Genomic DNA, 16,840 nt, shown 5'->3' with positions numbered 1-16,840 from the left:
GCGCTGTCTTTCTGTCTGGGTGCCGGAATGAAAACCGTCTTGCAGTTTCCGGTCCGACACCCCGAGGCTCAAAGCTTGGGAGGCTCAGAGATTGGCTTGCAGATAATTGCGGAAGGCGTCGATGGTTTCCTCGTTGCGTTCGAAAAACACCCATTGCCCGACCTTTTTCGACCTTATCAGGCCGGCTGCCTGCAACACCGCCAGATGCGACGAGACGGTGGATTGCGACAGGCCGCTGATCTGAAACTGGTTGGCGCATACACCCATGCTGAGGGGATGCTCCTGGCAGAAGTGACTTTCAGGAGACTTCAGCCATTCCAGGAATTTCAGCCTTGCGGGGTGCGAAAGGGCTTTGAGGATTTCCTCCGGGTTCATCGGTGCTTCTTCAATATCTGGCATGTCCGATATTTATATCGATCATCATCGATATACAAGTCACGTCTCTGTGAGGATCGTCTGTGAGGATCGAGGGGGGGGCGGGCATGCATTTCCAAAAAAGAAGGCCGCTGGATATCTCCGCGGCCTGATAAGTTTGAAGGTCAAAACCTCCAGAGGGGAACAGCTGCCGCGTGCCTTGAGCGAGCGTGACAGCTGACTAAAATATGGGTGTGGGAATAATGCAAAACAAGGTTGCATCATGCGATATTTCGCCAATTCGGAGAAAATTCTTGCGGGTAAAAAAAGAGGGCCGCCGGATGGATCCAGGGCCCTTTAAGTGTGAAGGTCAAAAACCTCCAGAGGGGAACAGCTGATGCGGTGGAACTGGGAGGAAAAGCCACCGTGTGCATCAGCTGAGAGCGATATGGTGCTTTTTTGTGCACGAAACAACTCTTTTTTGTGCAGGTCAGGCATGCGCACCACGCAGCCCTCGATATTTCCGGTATATTTTATGTGCAATGCTCCTGCGCGGCGCAGGTGCGCCGCTCAGGTATCGTGTCAGATAAGCTATTGAAATTTAATAGCTATAACCGAGTGTCGATTATTTTAACGTCAGAAGTTCCAGTTCCGCGCCTTTGCCACGATGAAGTCGCGGAAGGCTTTCAGCTTTGCAGCGTTTTTCATCTCATCCGGATAGCAGAAATAGGTATCGAAGGACGGAATATCGGCGGCGAGCGATAGCTGGATAAGGCCCGGATCGCGGCCGACGATATAATCCGGCAAGCAGGCAATACCGATTCCCAGCAGGCAGGCGCGCTTGATCGAGGTCTGGCTGTTGATCTGTAGGTGTGGTGTACGCGTGTTGTCGGATGAGCGTCCGGCGTTCTCCAGCCAGTTGACGTCCAGCAGATAGTTGGGCGCCGGTTCGCCGAAGGAGATGATGCGGTGATTGTCGAGATCCTCGATCGACTGCGGCTCACCATGGCGGTTGATATAGGACGGCGCGGCGTAGACGTGCATGTGCACCGTGAACAACTTGCGCTGAATGAGGTCCGACTGCTGCGGCTGGCGCAGGCGGATGGCGCAATCGGCGTGACGCATGTTCACGTCCAGCTCCTCATTGTCGAGGATGAGCTGGATCGACATTTCCGGATAGAGCTGCAGGAATTCCTGCACCTTGTCCGTCAGCCAGCCCTGGCCGAGGCCGACGGTCGTCGTCACGCGCAGCTTGCCGCTCGGCTTCTCCGTCGTTTCGGTGAGCTGCATCTTCACCGTTTCGAGCTTCAGAAGCACGTCATGGGCGGTGCGGTACAGCAACTCGCCCTGTTCGGTGAGGATGAGACCGCGGGCGTGGCGATGGAACAGCTTGACGCCGACATCCTGCTCCAGCGCGCTGACCTGACGGCTAATGGCCGACTGGGACAAATGCAGCTTGTCGGCAGCATGGGTGAAAGACCCTGCTTCGGCTGCGGCATGAAAAATGCGCAGTTTATCCCAGTCCAATGGCATTGCCATGCCTATCCTGCCTTTCGGTTATTCCGCTGCGACAGCAAGCGGTTGATGCGCGGTGAGATAACGTTCCGCTTCCAGCGCGGCCATGCAGCCCATGCCGGCGGCGGTGATCGCCTGACGGTAGATGTCGTCGGTGACGTCGCCAGCCGCGAAAATGCCTTCCACGTCGGTCGCCGTGGAATCGGGGGCGGTCCACATGTAGCCGTTGTCTTTCAGCTTCACCTTGCCCTTGAACAGCTCGACTGCCGGCGCATGGCCGATGGCGACGAAGACGCCGTCGATGGGGAATTCGCTGATCGTGCCGGTCTTGGTATCACGCAGCTTCACGCCGGAGACGGAAGGCGGCATTGGCGGCTTTGCGGGTGCACCGGTAATTTCGGCGATTTCCGTGTTCCAGAGAATCTTGACGTTTTCCTTGGCGAACAGCCGTTCCTGCAGGATTTTTTCCGAGCGGAAGCTGTCGCGGCGGTGCACGACGGTGACCGATTTGGCGATATGGGCGAGGTACAGCGCTTCTTCCACGGCGGAGTTGCCGCCGCCGACCACGATCACATCCTTGTTGCGATAGAAGAAACCGTCGCAGGTGGCGCAGGCGGAAACGCCGAAGCCCTGAAAATGCTGCTCGCTCTCAATGCCGAGCCACTTTGCCTTGGCGCCGGTGGCGATGATCAGCGTATCGGCGGTCCAGACCTGACCGGAATCAGTCTTGACCACAAAAGGCCGTACATTGGTTTCAACTTCGGTGACGAGGTCGCTGACGATTTCCGCGCCCACATGCGTCGCCTGCTTCAGCATCTGGTCCATCAGCCACGGACCCTGGATCGGATCGGCAAAGCCCGGATAGTTCTCGACATCGGTGGTGATCATCAGCTGGCCGCCCTGTTCCATGCCGGCGATCAGCACGGGTTTCAGCATTGCGCGGGCCGCGTAGATCGCCGCGGTATAACCGGCGGGACCGGAGCCGATGATCAATACCTTCGTGTGGCGGGCAGACATGGAAACGTTCCTTTCAATAACGGGGCCTTCCCCTGGCAGCGCCTTTCGGCACCGGGCCCTGGAGCCGCAAGACGGCGGACAGGCCGCAACCCCTTCGTTGCCCGGTATTTAAGGTTGTCTAGTGTCTTTATTCAAGGGCAGCCTTGCGTTACCAACAAGGCAGTTGTGGATGCGCGCGCAATTTTGTGACCGGGCGGTGGCATAATGTTGCGAATCCCGCGCTGAATAGTACAAGGAAGTTCCACAGCTTAACGAGGTACTCCTCCGTGACCAGCGTCGAACTCGATGCCATCGATCTGAAAATCCTGCGCGAATTGCAGCGCGACGGGCGCATGACCAATGTGGAACTGGCCGAAAGGGTCGGTATTTCCGCGCCGCCCTGCCTCCGGCGCGTCCGCAAGCTGGAAGAGGCGGGCGTGATCGAGGGGTATCACGCCATGTTGAACGCGCCGAAGCTCGGTTTCGATCTCGTCGCCTTCTGCATGGTTGGTCTCAAGCGCCAGTCGGACAGCAATCTGAAGGCCTTTGCGGCGGCAACGGCCGGCTGGTCGCTGGTGCGTCAGGCGTGGATGGTGTCGGGCGAAAGCGACTTTCTGCTACATTGCGTGGCCAAAAACCTGACCGAGTTTCAGGATTTCGTCATCGAGGTTCTGACGGCAGACGAAAATGTCGATACGGTGCGCACCATGCTCACCATCCGGCAGGTCAAGCGCGTCGGTCTGGTGGAAATCTGAGCGGCAGGCTTTGTTCCTGCCTCAAGACGCGTTACCCGCGCCGCAAAGCCTCATAGACGTCGCCCAGACTCGTGGCCTCTTTCTCAAGCGGAAATGTGCTTCGTACATGCGAAAGGCCGGCCTTTGCATGGCTCTCGGCCAGAGCAGGGTCGGCAAGATAGGTCCTTATCGCATCCCTGAGCGATGCGTAGTCACCCGCCTCGACGACTGCGCCGGTTTCACCCCTGACGATCATTTCCTCATAGGCGCCGGCAGTGCTGGTGACGACGGCCGTTTCCGATGCCATGGCCTCGAGCGGCGTCAAGCCGAAACCTTCGTTGCGGGATGGGGCGACATAGAGCGTCAGCCGCCGGTACCACGGCTTGATGTCGTCCACCTCACCCTGAAACACGATGCGGTCCGAAAGGCCGGCAGCCTTGACATCGGCCTCGAGTGCCTCGGCAAAAGCCTTGTGTTCTGCCGTTACCCGGCCGGAAACAATGGCTGTCCATTGCGGATGGGCGGGCAAAAGCTCGATCATGGCGCGCACGAAGAGATCGGTGCCCTTCTGGTGGCGCACCCGTCCAAAGCAGCCGATGAGATATTGTCCCGGCAGGCCGGTTGCCGCGATTGTGTCTTCCGGGCCGGTTGCCGGATGGAACAGGTCGGTATCGACGCCATGCATGACAACGCGATGGGGTACTTCCAGAAACGAGCCGGAGCGGGTGCTGGTCGCGACCACGGCGTCCATCTTCGAAATCAGAAACCGTGTATAGGCGGAATGTCGCCTCTGTGCGGCCGAGGTGAATAGCAGCTTCACCTTCATGCGCAGCACGTCACGCATGAAAAGACCCGGCAACATTTCAAGGTTGCGGCGGGCATGCCAGATGCGCGGGCCGCCCTGCGGGCTATTTTGCCAGAGCCGCCACAGATCGCGGAAGCGCACATGCGGCAGATGCGGCGGCAAGCCCGGTCCAATGACGGCCACCTTCTGTCCCAGCCGGTTCTGCACCGGAATAAGTTGAACGATGGTGGAGGTGACGCCGGAGAGCCTGCGTTTGAAGTTCGGCGCAAGCACCTGCACATCTTTCAGACTGACGTGGGACAAGATGGGCTTCCGTCTTTGCGGCTAATTCGGGGGATTGAAGACGTCAAGAAAAGCAATGCGCCCGCATGGGGCGCATTGCATGTGAGGGCATCAGCCCCACTGAACCGCGAGAATCTCGTAGCCCTTGGCACCGCCAGGCGCGTTGACTTCGATGCTGTCGCCGACTTCCTTGCCGATGAGCGCGCGGGCGATGGGCGAGGAAATGGAGATGCGGCCCGCCTTCACATCGGCTTCCTGATCGCCGACGATCTGATAGGTCTTTTCCTCGTCGCTATCCTCATCCACCAGCTTGACGGTGGCGCCGAACTTGATCTTCGAGCCCGACATCTTGGAGAGATCGATGACTTCCGCACGTGCGGTCAGGTCTTCGAGTTCGGTGATGCGGCCTTCATTGTGGCTCTGTGCTTCCTTGGCAGCATGGTACTCGGCGTTTTCCGAAAGGTCGCCATGGGCGCGCGCTTCCGCAATCGCCTCGATGATACGGGGGCGTTCCTCCTGCTGGCGCCAGCGCAGCTCCTCCTGCAGCTTGACGAATCCACCCTGAGTCATCGGTACTTTTTCTACCATTTTTTTATCCTTCGCATTCCGGTCGCTTTACTTGCAGACACAAAAAGAAACAGGTTCCGGAGGGGAACTCCGGAACCATGCCAAAATCATAACTGAGCCGACTATATCAGAAGACGACAGCGAAATGCCAGCAAATTTGAGGCGTACATATTTTCTCACGTAATCAATGCGTTACCTTATGTCATTGACATTTGTCTGTGGAACATATAGTGAACATACCCATGAAGAAGTCCATCAGGCAACGGCTGGCCATTCTCTCCGACGCGGCGAAATACGATGCTTCCTGCGCATCCAGCGGCACGACAAAACGCAACTCCGCAGCATCGGGCGGTCTGGGCTCCACGGAAGGGTCGGGCATCTGCCATGCCTATGCGCCGGACGGGCGATGCATTTCGCTTTTGAAAATCCTGCTCACCAATTTCTGTATCTATGATTGCGCCTATTGCATCAACCGCTCCTCCAGCAATGTCGAGCGGGCACGGTTCACGCCGGAAGAGGTGGTTTGGCTGACGCTGGAGTTTTACAGGCGCAACTATATCGAGGGGCTGTTCCTGTCCTCCGGCATCATCCGCTCCTCCGATCATACGATGGAGGAGATGGTGCGCGTGGCGCGGGAGTTGCGGGTTACCCATGGTTTTCGCGGGTATATTCACCTGAAATCCATTCCCGAAGCATCGCCCAGGCTCATTGAGGAGGCAGGGCTTTATGCGGATCGGCTCTCGATCAATATCGAATTGCCGACCGATAGCGGCATTGGCCGTTTCGCGCCGGAAAAGCAGCCCGTCAATATTCGCCGCTCCATGGCCGATATCCGCCTGAAGATCGAGGAGGCGGGAGAGCCTACCGTCCGGACACGCAAAACCAGGCGCTTTGCGCCGGCCGGACAGAGCACGCAGATGATCGTGGGGGCGGATGGCGCTGACGATAGCACCATTCTCTCCACCAGCGCCCGGCTTTATGGCAGCTACGGTTTGCGGCGCGTCTATTATTCGGCCTTCAGCCCCATTCCCGATTCGTCGAAAAACCTGCCGCTCGTCAAGCCGCCGCTGATGCGGGAACACCGGCTTTATCAGGCCGACTGGCTGTATCGCTTTTATGGCTTCGATATCAGCGAGATAACGGCGATCGGCGGCGACGGCATGCTCGATCTCGATATCGACCCGAAACTCGCCTGGGCGCTGAAACATCGCGACCGTTTCCCGGTGGACGTCAATGCGGCGGATCGGGAAATGCTGCTGCGTGTGCCCGGTTTCGGCACCAAGACGGTTGCTTCCATCCTCTCGTCGCGGCGGTTCCGGCGGCTGCGGCTGGAGGATATCGCCCGTTTTGGTGTTTCCCTGAAAAAGGTGAAGGCTTTCATCGTCGCCGAGGGCTGGACGCCGGGCAAGCTGACCGAGCGGCCGGATTTGCGGGCGATGTTTGCGCCGCAGCCCGAACAATTGTCGCTGTTGTGATGTATGGCCCGGTTCTCGAAGGGCGGGGCGATTTCGGCGAGTGGCGCGATGCCGCGCGTGCGGCCCTTGCCGCCGATATTCCGCCGGAGACGATTGACTGGCGGTTGCGGGACGACGGGGCAGGGCTGCTGGATTTCGCCGGTGAGCCTTTGCCGACCGTCGATGCCGGCAATGGGCAGGTTTCCGTTTCGGCCTCGTTCCTGGCGCTGGCGCAGGCCGTCATCTGCCATGGCGATCCCGGCCGGTTTGCGTTGCTTTACCGATTATTGTGGCGGCTGAAGCGGGATCGCGCCCTGTTGCAGTTCAAGTCCGATCCGGATGTTGCAGAGGCCCGCTTGCTCGAGAAATCGGTGCGCCGGGATTGTCACAAGATGACGGCCTTCGTCCGTTTCAAGGAATTGCCCTTGCCGCAGGGGCAGGGCGGGCGACGGCGGTTCATGGCCTGGTTCGAGCCGGATCATTTCATCGTCGAGCGAACGGCAGCGTTTTTCCAGCGACGGTTTACCGATATGGACTGGCTGATCGCCACGCCGAAAGGGTCCGCCCGATGGGACGGAAGCGAGCTGCAAAGCTCACGGGAGGCGGCGGCGAAGCCTGATCTGACGGACGAGACGGATGAACTCTGGCGGACCTATTATGCCAATATATTCAATCCGGCGCGCCTCAAGATCAAAGCCATGACGGCGGAGATGCCGAAGAAATACTGGAAGAACCTGCCGGAAGCTGATCTCATTCCCGGTCTCGTTCTCGGTGCCGAGGCGCGGGTGCTGGAGATGGCCGCCAGGGCGGCAAGCCAGCCGCGGCCCTTTCACCATCGCCTGCAGGCTGCGGCCGCTGCCCGGGAGACGACGCAACCCGTGCCGGATGGCACGCTCGCGTCGCTGGCGCGGGAGGCTGCCCACTGTACCCGCTGTACTCTGCATTGCAGCGCCACGCAAACGGTTTTCGGTTCGGGGCCGGAGGATGCGGAAATCATGATCGTTGGCGAACAGCCGGGCGATCACGAGGATCTCGCCGGCAAGCCTTTTGTCGGTCCGGCCGGCCAGCTTTTCGACCGGACTCTTGCCGATGCCGGTATCGAGCGCAAAAAGCTTTATGTCACCAATGCCGTCAAACACTTCAAATATGAAACGCGCGGCAAACGGCGCATCCATCAGCGGCCGAATGCGGGCGAAGTGGAGCAATGCCGCTGGTGGCTCAATCAGGAAATCGCGCTTATTCGGCCGAAGTTGATCGTTGCCATGGGCGCGACGGCGCTTTATGCGCTGACCGGCGGTAAGGAAAAGCTCTCGGAGATTCGGAGCCGTCCTCTGCCGATGGAGGAAGGCCGAACGCTTTTTGTCACCATGCATCCGTCCTACCTCCTGCGCCTTGCCGATGCGCAGGTGAAAGAGGCGGAAATGATGCGGTTCAAGAAGGATATAAGTTTTATTAGAATATTCGAATAAATTTCCATTTGGGCGCTGGAGATTTATTCAATATTTGAGCCATAACTTGCAGTAGTATCATTTACTGATTATTTATCTGTTATTTTTATTGAAACTTTATACTTAATACTATAATTAAGTCCTCCGAATTTATTTACCGTATGGACAAATCATGTTGGGTGAACTCGACCTTGCGACAGTCATACTGATGCAAAAGTGTTCTTATATCGTTGGGCTTTTGAGTTTTATCTATCTGAAAATGACCAATCGCGGCTTGCGCGGTCCCATCCCCCTTGCGGCGGGTTTCGCCTCGATGACGATTGGTTCCACGCTTGCTGGTTATGGCGAATGGGGAATATTGTCGCCGGCCCTGTGGCGGCTCGGCAGTGTCGCTTTCGGTATTGTGGGTTACGCGCTGATCTGGCTCGGCTTGAAGGCGTTGAGCGACGGGCGTTCCGTCGACCGACGGACGGTATCCATTGTCTGCGTCATCTCCGTGCTGGCGATGGTTGTCGCCCAGCAGGTGGCGGACAATAATGCGTATCGCGCGGCGCTCTTCAATGGCTGCGCATCGCTTGCCTATCTCGCCGGGGCATCGGTGCTTTTCGCCAGATGGCGCAGGGAGCCGCTGCTGTCTCGCCTGGCGCTGGGTGGCATCACCGGCGTCTCCGGTCTCATTTCGCTATCGGTGGTGAAAAGCGTGCTTTTGCCCGATTATGCCACTATCAATCTGGTCAATGCGTTTTTCTTGATCATCATGCTGAACTTCGCCATTGCCCTGTTCGTGATGATGTTCGTGGCCGAGCGGTCGGAGCGAAAACTGCTTGTTCTTGCGAATACCGACCCGCTGACGGGCGTGAAGAACCGGCGCTTCTTTTTCCAGACCATGCCTGCGACGCCCGATCCCACCGATGCGGCCATGTTGCTGGATATCGATCACTTCAAGTCGATCAACGACCGTTTCGGCCATGCCGTCGGCGATAGTGTGCTGCAGGAAGTTGCGAAGCGCATCGGCGGCAGCATCCGCAGCGGGGACGTGCTGGCGCGTTACGGCGGAGAGGAATTCATCATCTACCTGCCGGGCGCCGGCGTTCGCAAAGCCTGCATGATCGGCGAGCGCATTCGCGATGCGATTGCGGTAACCGAGGTCGATTGCGGCGGTTTGCGTGTCGGCGTCACCATCAGCATCGGCGTTGCCGCCACTGGCGAGATGCGCTGCGATCTCCAGACGCTCGCGGAAATGGCGGATCGCGCACTTTACCGCGCGAAGATGGAAGGGCGCAATTGCGTTCGGGAGGCGCAGGCGGCATAGGCGGGGCTGCGGGCTGTCGATTTTTCCGCAGGGCGGCACCGCATCGTCGTGTCGTGTAGCGTCGTTGTTGCCCTTCGGTCTAGAAGGGCGGCTTGTCTGCTTCATCCGCCGTGGCGCGGCGGGACAGGGCCTCTTTCAGAAGAACCTCGATCTGGGCATTGATGCTGCGCAACTCGCCGCTCGCGGTGTGCCGGATCATGTTCAATATTGCGGGTTCGATCCGCAGCGGAAAAGCCACCCGCTCCGGTCCCGGTGGACGTCCAGCCATGGTCAGTCCCTCAAGGTGCTTTGGCTTATCGGGGCCAGGTGTCCCCATCGCTGGGATACTATGGCGGGGTACCTCAGCATCTTCATGGAGCGTTTGACCGGAGCTTTGGCAACGGCGCGGCGAATGGATGCGGGCGATCCGCCATTGAGCAATAGGGACATCATGGGCCTCGTTCGAACCTGATGTTTTGATACCGGCAATGAATTGCAGCAGGATTACGCAATGCAAAACGCCGCGGGCATGGTGACCCGCGGCGTTTTGTTTTCATTCAGCGTTGGAACCTGCGGTTCCCGCAGCTTACTGGAAGTAGCTCTGCAGCGGCTTCACTTCCAGATTGCCGGCCTTCAGCGCCTTGATGGCAAGCGCTGCCGCTTCCGCGCCGGCCATCGTCGTGTAGTAAGGCACCTTCTGCATCAGCGTCGCGCGGCGCAGTGACTTCGAGTCAGAAATCGCCTTGTTGCTGTCGGTGGTGTTGATGACGAGCTGGACCTGACGGTTGCGGATGGCGTCTTCGATATGCGGACGGCCTTCCTGCACCTTGTTGATCTTTTCGGCGTTGATTCCCTTTTCGGCGAGGAAGCGCTGCGTGCCGCCGGTGGCCAGCACCTTGAAGCCGCTTTCCACGAGAATGCGGATGGCGGGCAGAACGCCTTCCTTGTCCTCGTCACGCACCGAGACGAAGACCGCACCGGAGCGGGGCAGGTCGACGCCGGCGCCGAGCTGGCTCTTGGCGAAGGCCAGCGCGAAATCGGTGTCGAGGCCGATGACTTCGCCGGTCGAGCGCATTTCCGGTCCGAGCAGAATGTCGACGCCGGGGAAGCGGGCGAAGGGGAAGACGGCTTCCTTGACGGCAATGTGCTTCAGGTTGCGCGGATCGGGCTTTTCGCCGTAAGCGGCAATCGCCGGATCGAGCTTCTCGCCGGCCATGACGCGGGCGGCGATCTTGGCGATCGGCGCGCCGATGGTCTTGGCGACGAAAGGCACGGTGCGCGAGGCGCGCGGATTGACTTCGAGAACGTAGATCGTGCCGTCCTTGATGGCATATTGCACGTTCATCAGGCCGCCGACATTGAGCGCCTTGGCAAGCGCCGTCGTCTGGCGTTCCAACTCGTCGACGATTTCCTTCGACAGCGAACGGACCGGCAGCGAGCAGGCCGAGTCGCCCGAATGGATGCCGGCTTCTTCGATGTGCTCCATGATGCCCGACACGAAGACGCTTTCGCCGTCGCACAGCGCATCGACGTCCACTTCCACGGCGTTGGTCAGGTAGCTGTCGAACAGCAGCGGGTTCTTGCCGAGCAGGGTGTTGATCTGGCCGGTCTTGTCGTTCGGGTAACGCTGCTTGATGTCCTCGGGTACGAGGCCCGGAACCGTGTCGAGCAGATAGGTCTGGAGCTGGCCTTCCGAATGGATGATCTGCATGGCGCGGCCACCCAGAACGTAGGACGGGCGAACAACCAGCGGGAAGCCGATTTCAGACGCGACGAGGCGAGCCTGCTCGACCGAATAGGCAATGCCGTTGTTCGGCTGGGCAAGATCGAGCTTCATCAGCAGCTTCTGGAAGCGGTCGCGGTCTTCGGCAAGGTCGATCATGTCAGGCGCCGTGCCGAGGATCGGGATACCGTTCTTTTCCAGCGCTTCGGCGAGCTTCAGCGGGGTCTGGCCGCCGAACTGCACGATGACGCCGACCAACTCGCCCTTTTCCTGTTCGGCGCGCATGATCTCGATCACGTCTTCGGCCGTCAGCGGTTCGAAATAGAGGCGGTCGGAGGTGTCGTAGTCGGTGGAGACGGTTTCCGGGTTGCAGTTGATCATGATTGCTTCGAAACCGGCATCCTTCAGCGCGAAGGCGGCGTGGCAGCAGCAATAATCGAACTCGATGCCCTGGCCGATGCGGTTCGGACCGCCGCCAAGGATGACCACCTTCTTGCGGTCGGAAACCTGCGCTTCCGAGCGGGCTGCGCCGACGAAGGGAATTTCATAGGTCGAATACATGTAAGCGGTCGGCGAGGCGAATTCGGCCGCGCAGGTGTCGATGCGCTTGAAGACCGGACGAACATTCAGGCTGTTGCGCAGTTCGGCCACTTCCTTCGGACGCTTGGACGTCAGGCTGGCGAGGCGGGCGTCGGAGAAGCCCATGGCCTTCAGCATGCGCAGGTTTTCGGCATCCTGCGGCAGGCCATGCTCGCGGATGCGGGCTTCCATGTCGACGATGGCCTTGAACTGGGCGATGAACCAGGGGTCGATCTTCGAGTTTTCGTGGACTTCCTCTTCGCTCATGCCCATGCGCAGCGCCTGAGCGACCATGCGCAGGCGGTCCGGCGTCGGCGTGCCGATGGCGGCGCGGATGGCGTTCTTGGAGCCTTCGCCTTCCTCGTAACCGGGGATTTCGATTTCATCGAGACCGGTGAGGCCGGTTTCCATGCCGCGCAGCGCCTTCTGCAGCGATTCCGCGAAGGTGCGGCCGATGGCCATGACTTCGCCGACCGACTTCATGGCGGTGGTGAGGATCGGCGAAGCGCCGGGGAATTTCTCGAAGGCGAAACGCGGGATCTTGGTGACGACGTAGTCGATGGAAGGTTCGAACGAAGCAGGTGTCGCGCCGCCGGTGATGTCGTTTTCCAGCTCATCCAGCGTATAACCGATGGCGAGCTTGGCGGCGATCTTGGCGATCGGGAAGCCGGTGGCCTTGGAAGCGAGAGCGGACGAGCGCGACACGCGCGGGTTCATTTCGATGACGACGAGGCGGCCGTCCTTCGGGTTGACGGCGAACTGCACGTTCGAGCCGCCGGTTTCCACGCCGATCTCGCGCAGCACCGCAATCGAGGCGTTGCGCATGATCTGGTATTCCTTGTCGGTCAAGGTCAGCGCCGGCGCAACGGTGATCGAGTCACCCGTGTGGACGCCCATCGGATCGATGTTTTCGATGGAGCAGATGATGATGCAATTGTCCGCCTTGTCGCGGACGACTTCCATCTCATATTCCTTCCAGCCGAGAACCGATTCTTCGACCAGAACTTCCGTCGTCGGCGAGGCGTCGAGACCGCCCGAGACGATATCGAAGAATTCCGAGCGGTTATAGGCAATGCCCCCGCCGGTTCCGCCAAGCGTAAACGACGGGCGGATGATGGCCGGCAGGCCGACATGATCGATGGCCTGAGCGGCGATTGCCATGGCATGGGCCATATAGCGCTGCTTGCGGTCGGTTTCGCCGAGGTTCCACTGGTTTTCGAGATCGTCCAGCGCCTTGTCGAGATCGGGACCGGAAAGCTTGCCCTTCAGCTCGGTGCGGGCTGCCTCGTGCTTCTTGCGGTCGGCATCCTTGATTTCGGTGGCGTTGGCCAGCATGGAGCGCGGGGTTTCAAGGCCGATGCGGGCCATGGCTTCGCGGAAGAGAGCGCGGTCTTCGGCCATGTCGATGGCTTCCGGCTTTGCGCCGATCATTTCCACATTGTAACGGTCGAGAACGCCCATGCGCTTGAGAGAGAGCGCGGTGTTGAGCGCGGTCTGACCGCCCATGGTCGGAAGAAGCGCATCCGGACGTTCCTTGGCGATGATCTTTGCCACGACTTCGGGCGTGATCGGCTCGACGTAAGTGGCGTCGGCAAGGCCCGGATCGGTCATGATCGTCGCCGGGTTGGAGTTGACCAGGATGACCCGGTAACCCTCTTCCTTCAGCGCCTTGCAGGCCTGGGTGCCGGAATAGTCGAATTCACATGCCTGACCGATGACGATCGGTCCCGCGCCGATGATGAGGATGGACTTGATATCTTGGCGCTTCGGCATGGCTCTCTCGTTCCGCTTTTCGGTTGCGCAAAACACCGGCCAGGGTGAAGGATCACCGGTCGGGGGGCGCAATTCAAATGTTTTCAGGCTAGAAGCGGCTTATAGGCAAATGTTTTTGAGAACGGAACCCCATAAATTCCGGAATCGACAGAAACTCTTAACGGGCAGGGGCGTGTGCGGTGAAACGGGCCTGTACCGCAGCACTGTAAGAGCGGCTGACGGGGATTTCACTGCCGTCTCTGGTCATGACATGCAGACGGCCGGCCTGTTTGCGCAGGGAGACAAAGTCGGCATCGGCAATCCAGTGGGAACGATGCACCTGTAAACCCGCCGTCTGGCCGAGTTCTTTCAGCGCATCGGCAAAACGTAGCAGAACCAGCTGCTGCCCGCGCGTGGTGACGATTTGCGTGTAATGATCCTGGACCGATAGTCGCAGTAATTCTCCGCGCTTTTGCGGCGGCAATCGTTCCAGCAAGGGGATGATGCCTTTCACGTCCCTATCTGCATTTGCATTTGTGTCCGTTTCAGCGTCCGCCACCTTTTCGAAGGACTGGCGGGTCGTAAGGTAACTCAACAGGCAGAAGATCGCGCAGAGCGGCAGGGATGAGAGGCTGCTCTTCAGAACCGGCGTGAGACCCATCTCCTTGCCGTAGAAAATCTGATTGGTAATGGCGAGCAGTAGCCCGATCGGCAGTGCTGCCGTCAGCGAGCCGATCATCATGCGTGTCAGCATGTTGTCGATGTGGCCTGCAAGGATCGTCTTGGCGATGACCGAAAAGGAGATGGCGAGCATCCAGGCGCCCGCCTGAACGATTGTCCAGTAAAGCAGCCGGTCGGCGAAGCTCATGGTTTCGCTGGTCCCGAAAGGCCCGGTCAAGATGAAGATCGCCAGCACCGCAAGAAATGTCAGCCACAGCCTGCGCGATTGCAGCATGGCGTGCATTTCACGAAGCGTGAATTGCAGAGACGGGTGATCCACGAAGTTTTCCTGCTGATGGCGCCAATCCGTTTTTCTTCTCCGCATGTTTTGCCGAAATTGGCTTCGATTTCAACCGAACCGAAACAGCGCCCATGTCATTCCAGCCTTTGTTAGATGCACCGCTTGCCGTGCAGTTCCATGTCGCCACCGTCGTGCCCGCAGCCCTTCTTGGGGCCTTCATTTTCCTGCGCCCAAAGGGCACCGCCATTCACCGGCTGCTCGGCAAGATCTGGGTGGTGCTGATGGTCGCGACTGCGGCGTCTACCTTCTTCATCCATGAATTGAAGGTGTTTTATGGTTTCAGCCCGATCCATCTGCTTTCCATCTTCACCATCTACGGGTGTCTGCAATCGATCTATTTCGCGCGCCGCGGTGATATCAGACGCCATATGCGGATCATGCAGAGCGTTTATCTCGGCGGCATCGTGATTGCCGGAGGCTTCACCTTCGTTCCCGGCCGCATCATGCATGAGGTTGCTTTTGGTGATGGAAAAGCCGGTTTTGTGGCCCTTTCCGCCGGCGCACTGGTGTTCGTCTTCCTGTTTCTGACGGTATTGAAACAGCGACGCCGAACCGTCTGAAAGGTTCCTTTGGCCGCCTCTGCTTTCTTCCGGAACAAGATGTATTATAGTGCCGTTATAAGGCAGCTTGTTGAGGCGGAACCGCCGGGAGAAGAGCATGGAATGGAGAGGGCGTCGCCAGTCGGACAATATCGAGGATCGGCGCGGCATGTCGGCGGGGCCGAGTGATCCTTTTTCCCGAGGCGGGATGCGCGTGCCAATCGGGCGTCGCGGCGGCGGTATCGGGATTGGCGGTCTTCTGGTCATTCTATTGATCAGCTGGGTGCTCGGCATCAACCCGCTGACGCTGCTGACCGGCGGCGACCTGTCGATGGATGGCGGCGGTACGACGCAATCGGGGACCCAGCAGTCCGGCACGCGACCACAGGGACAATCGTCCGACGAGACGACCGCCTTCGTCCGCACCGTCCTTGCCGAGACGGAAGATACGTGGAGCGGCATTTTCCAGTCGGCCGGGGAGACCTATCAGAAGCCGACGCTGGTTCTGTTCTCCGGGCAGGTGTCTTCCGCCTGCGGTTATGCTTCCGCCGCCAGCGGCCCGTTCTATTGCCCGGGCGACCGCAAGGTCTATCTCGACACCAGCTTCTTCAAGGAACTGGACCAGCGTTTCGGCGCGGCCGGCGATTTCGCGCAGGCTTACGTGATTGCGCATGAGGTCGGCCACCACATCCAGAACCTGACCGGCGTTCTGCCGGAGTTCAACCGCCGCCGTCAGTCGATGAGCCAGACGGACGCCAACAAGATGTCGGTGCGTGTGGAGCTTCAGGCGGATTGTTATGCGGGCATCTGGGGCAAATTCACCGAGCAGAAGGGTATTCTCGAAACCGGCGACCTCGAGGAAGCGCTGAACGCCGCCCACCAGATCGGCGACGATACGCTGCAGAAGCAGACACAGGGCTATGTGGTGCCTGACAGTTTCAACCACGGCACCTCGGCACAGCGCGCGGAGTGGTTCAAGCGCGGTTTCCAGAGCGGCCGTGTCGAAGATTGCGATACGTTCTCGGCGAATATCTGAGAGCCGGACAGGAGAGGGGGCTTTTCAGCCCCCTTTTCATTTAGCGCATCAAAAGCGCCACGGCATACATGCCGAGGGCGAAAACCGTATGGGCCACGAGGTTGAGAAAGCGGACCTTGTTCGGGTTGGGGGTCTTCGACGCCGCCCAGCCAATGCCGAGCCCCGGCTGCAACAGGAACCAGCCCGCGCCAACCGTTACGATGCCGACGATCCACGGCTCAATGAACGAAGGATTGGCAAACCACGCGGCCGGGACTACCAGCGCGAGAACGATGCCATAAAGAATGCCGACGGCGTAATGTGAAATCCAGCCGAGCGCCAGTTCATGTTCATAGGGTTCAGCCGTGGCGATACTGTCGTGAAATATCGTACCTTTCGGCACATGCCAGAACCAGCGGCCGACCGGCGCCCAGTTCGGCGCGGACTGGCCGAAGAACCGGTGCAGCACGATTGCCCATATATCCATAAACAGGGTGCCGCCAATACCCATGGCAATGCCGCGCCAAATCAGTTCCAGCATAGATCCCTCCGCATGATCATGATCGATCAAGCTCTAGCGGATCGGGACGGTGGCGGGAACAGGCTTTTTTCGATTGCTGCGAATGGACATGAGAATGGCCGGATCGCTCCGGCCATCAGAGTGGTGAGAAAGGCGCAAGACCTCGCCCCCGTCATGCTCGCGCTTGTCCCGAGCATCTGCAACCGATCGGATTTAACGCGACGTGGTTGGATCCTCGGGACAAG

The 16,840-nt window shown here is 59.3% G+C and carries 16 protein-coding genes; 7 read left to right on the top strand and 9 right to left on the bottom strand.

Features of this window, described 5'->3' with window-relative positions:
• Window positions 1-84 precede the first annotated feature (84 nt).
• The 3 genes from AGR7B_RS10560 to trxB all read right to left on the bottom strand — a co-directional run bounded on the left by AGR7B_RS10560 (window position 85) and on the right by trxB (window position 2,886).
• A complete protein-coding gene (locus AGR7B_RS10560; protein WP_003522852.1) occupies window positions 85-375 on the bottom strand; it encodes an ArsR/SmtB family transcription factor in 291 nt (96 codons plus the stop codon).
• Between the two features lie 615 nt (window positions 376-990).
• Complete coding sequence (locus AGR7B_RS10555; RefSeq protein WP_020011327.1) at window positions 991-1,887, bottom strand: LysR family transcriptional regulator VtlR; 897 nt, start codon at window positions 1,885-1,887, stop codon at window positions 991-993.
• Between the two features lie 24 nt (window positions 1,888-1,911).
• Window positions 1,912-2,886, bottom strand: coding sequence for a thioredoxin-disulfide reductase (gene trxB, locus AGR7B_RS10550; RefSeq protein WP_003522850.1), 975 nt, complete (start codon window positions 2,884-2,886; stop codon window positions 1,912-1,914).
• Between the two features lie 266 nt (window positions 2,887-3,152).
• Between trxB and AGR7B_RS10545 the strand changes: the two genes are divergently transcribed.
• Complete coding sequence (locus tag AGR7B_RS10545) at window positions 3,153-3,620, top strand: Lrp/AsnC family transcriptional regulator (protein ID WP_020811379.1); 468 nt, start codon at window positions 3,153-3,155, stop codon at window positions 3,618-3,620.
• A 31-nt stretch (window positions 3,621-3,651) separates the two neighbouring features.
• Here the strand turns inward: AGR7B_RS10545 and AGR7B_RS10540 are convergent, their stop codons facing one another.
• Both AGR7B_RS10540 and greA read right to left on the bottom strand, forming a co-directional pair.
• Window positions 3,652-4,707, bottom strand: coding sequence for a glycosyltransferase family 4 protein (locus AGR7B_RS10540; protein ID WP_080856605.1), 1,056 nt, complete (start codon window positions 4,705-4,707; stop codon window positions 3,652-3,654).
• A gap of 90 nt (window positions 4,708-4,797) precedes the next feature.
• Entirely contained in the window at window positions 4,798-5,274 is a 477-nt protein-coding gene (greA, locus tag AGR7B_RS10535; RefSeq protein WP_003522847.1) for a transcription elongation factor GreA, read from the bottom strand.
• 221 nt (window positions 5,275-5,495) lie between these two features.
• Here greA and AGR7B_RS10530 point away from each other — a divergent pair, with 221 nt between their 5' ends.
• The 3 genes from AGR7B_RS10530 (at window position 5,496) to AGR7B_RS10520 (ending at window position 9,467) form a co-directional block, all read left to right on the top strand.
• A complete protein-coding gene (locus tag AGR7B_RS10530) occupies window positions 5,496-6,728 on the top strand; it encodes a putative DNA modification/repair radical SAM protein (RefSeq protein WP_080856604.1) in 1,233 nt (410 codons plus the stop codon).
• Window positions 6,728-8,176 carry a UdgX family uracil-DNA binding protein gene (locus AGR7B_RS10525; RefSeq protein WP_080856603.1) on the top strand — a complete coding sequence of 483 codons (1,449 nt, stop codon included), beginning with the start codon at window positions 6,728-6,730 and terminating at the stop codon, window positions 8,174-8,176. The genes AGR7B_RS10530 and AGR7B_RS10525 overlap by 1 nt, the downstream gene beginning before the upstream one ends.
• 151 nt (window positions 8,177-8,327) lie before the next feature.
• A complete protein-coding gene (locus tag AGR7B_RS10520) occupies window positions 8,328-9,467 on the top strand; it encodes a GGDEF domain-containing protein (protein ID WP_080856602.1) in 1,140 nt (379 codons plus the stop codon).
• A gap of 79 nt (window positions 9,468-9,546) precedes the next feature.
• Here the strand turns inward: AGR7B_RS10520 and AGR7B_RS10515 are convergent, their stop codons facing one another.
• From AGR7B_RS10515 to AGR7B_RS10505, 3 genes are all read right to left on the bottom strand, one after another.
• Entirely contained in the window at window positions 9,547-9,735 is a 189-nt protein-coding gene (locus tag AGR7B_RS10515) for a type II toxin-antitoxin system antitoxin (protein WP_078051809.1), read from the bottom strand.
• A 297-nt stretch (window positions 9,736-10,032) separates the two neighbouring features.
• A complete protein-coding gene (gene carB, locus AGR7B_RS10510) occupies window positions 10,033-13,521 on the bottom strand; it encodes a carbamoyl-phosphate synthase large subunit (protein WP_003522842.1) in 3,489 nt (1,162 codons plus the stop codon).
• 157 nt (window positions 13,522-13,678) lie between these two features.
• Window positions 13,679-14,545 (bottom strand): LytTR family DNA-binding domain-containing protein, encoded by an 867-nt coding sequence (locus tag AGR7B_RS10505; RefSeq protein WP_162934103.1) that lies wholly within the window; start codon window positions 14,543-14,545, stop codon window positions 13,679-13,681.
• Between the two features lie 47 nt (window positions 14,546-14,592).
• On the opposite strand from AGR7B_RS10505, the gene AGR7B_RS10500 reads away from it, so the two are divergent.
• Window positions 14,593-15,081: a DUF2306 domain-containing protein gene (locus AGR7B_RS10500; RefSeq protein ID WP_078051811.1), complete on the top strand. Its 489-nt coding sequence runs from the start codon at window positions 14,593-14,595 to the stop codon at window positions 15,079-15,081.
• Between the two features lie 97 nt (window positions 15,082-15,178).
• On the top strand, window positions 15,179-16,096 hold the full coding sequence (gene ypfJ / locus AGR7B_RS10495) for a KPN_02809 family neutral zinc metallopeptidase (RefSeq protein ID WP_065655747.1): 918 nt from the start codon (window positions 15,179-15,181) through the stop codon (window positions 16,094-16,096).
• A 40-nt stretch (window positions 16,097-16,136) separates the two neighbouring features.
• Here the strand turns inward: ypfJ and AGR7B_RS10490 are convergent, their stop codons facing one another.
• The gene (locus tag AGR7B_RS10490; protein ID WP_065655748.1) at window positions 16,137-16,616 is read right to left on the bottom strand and encodes a DUF2938 domain-containing protein; all 480 of its coding nucleotides are present in this window, start codon (window positions 16,614-16,616) and stop codon (window positions 16,137-16,139) included.
• 12 nt (window positions 16,617-16,628) lie between these two features.
• Between AGR7B_RS10490 and AGR7B_RS26085 the strand changes: the two genes are divergently transcribed.
• Window positions 16,629-16,840, top strand: a 212-nt coding sequence (locus tag AGR7B_RS26085) for a hypothetical protein (RefSeq protein WP_208616027.1), incomplete at its 3' end; no start/stop codon positions are given.

Origin of the sequence: Agrobacterium deltaense RV3, assembly GCF_900013505.1 — a bacterium.
Classification (GTDB): domain Bacteria; phylum Pseudomonadota; class Alphaproteobacteria; order Rhizobiales; family Rhizobiaceae; genus Agrobacterium; species Agrobacterium leguminum.
Note: the sequence above shows the minus strand (reverse complement) of the source record. Positions and strands in the feature narration are given on the sequence as shown.